Source organism: Lysobacter arseniciresistens ZS79 (genome assembly GCF_000768335.1).
GTDB lineage: Bacteria > Pseudomonadota > Gammaproteobacteria > Xanthomonadales > Xanthomonadaceae > Novilysobacter > Novilysobacter arseniciresistens.
Map to the genome: position 1 here is coordinate 1 of NZ_AVPT01000077.1, position 1,050 is coordinate 1,050.

The 1,050-nt window shown below is 59.4% G+C and carries 2 protein-coding genes; one reads left to right on the plus strand and one right to left on the minus strand.

What is annotated here, in order from left to right; all coding sequences use genetic code 11:
- Positions 1-37 precede the first annotated feature (37 nt).
- Complete coding sequence (locus tag N799_RS16050; protein ID WP_036213980.1) at positions 38-244, minus strand: hypothetical protein; 207 nt, start codon at positions 242-244, stop codon at positions 38-40.
- A 112-nt stretch (positions 245-356) separates the two neighbouring features.
- Between N799_RS16050 and N799_RS14045 the strand changes: the two genes are divergently transcribed.
- The gene (locus N799_RS14045; protein ID WP_238978994.1) at positions 357-983 is read left to right on the plus strand and encodes an SEC-C domain-containing protein; all 627 of its coding nucleotides are present in this window, start codon (positions 357-359) and stop codon (positions 981-983) included.
- Positions 984-1,050 lie beyond the last annotated feature (67 nt).

Below are 1,050 nucleotides of genomic sequence, written 5' to 3' on the forward strand. Positions count from 1 at the left end.
TCGGCAGGGATTCATGTAAAAAACAGCCGTTCATTGCTTAAACGGCTGAATCCAGAAGAATTTTGCTCGAATAGTCGAGCGGCTCGATCTCCCTGCTGAGGTCCAGCGTGTAGTCGCCGAAGCGGTTGATGTGACTGGCGCCCGCGCCGACGCCGCGCAGGAGCGGGAGCGCCGCGAGCAGGCCGAAGCCGAGGCGCTGCGCGCCGGTGTGCGTCTGGAAACGTTGGAGCAGTTGCTGACGCAACTGCGTCCGCAGGAAAGCAAGCCTGAAACTTCCGATCGGCCGACAGTCTCAACCCGGGCGACCCGCAAGACCTAGTTTTAGCTAGCAACTTCAGAACTTGGGAATCAGGAACTTGAAAACCACGACGCCGCCGCGCGTCACCCGCCACATTCAACGACTGATCGAGAAAGTCGTTCCCGGCGGGCAACCCGTCAATCTCACGGTTCAACCCGAAGCCGGCGCGGTGGTCAACGAATGCTTCCCTAATGTCGAGGCCAAGATCGCCAGCGCCGGCGGCCGGATGCAGTGCGGCTGGCAAATCTGGGAATGGCCGCAGGTGATGGTCGAAGCCGAGTTCCATGCGGTGTGGGTATCGCCCGAAGGCCAGTTTGTCGAGATCACGCCCAAACCGCACGGGGAGGCTACGATCCTGTTCGTGCCCGACGCACGACGCTCGTATACCGGCATTGCGGTAGATAACGTCAGGATGCCGGTACGAGACGACTTGCTCATTTGTCACTTCATCAAGGCATCCGAGGCAATCGTCCAAGTGATGAACCGCGGCGAGTGCGCCTCCCAATACGGTCATGTCAGCGTTCCGGCCCATGAGATCGAACCGCTGATGATGGCGCAGAGCTTTCTGGGGCAGTCCATTTCGTCGGGGCTACGTGATCACGACCCGTGCCTGTGCGGAAGCGGCGGCAAGTACAAACGATGCCACGGGCGTAGTTTCGAGCTTGCCTTCGGCCAGCAGCAGTAGCGCTAAATCCTTTTTACGACAGAAGGTTAGGTGCCAAACGGCTGTTTTTTACACGAATCCCTGCCGA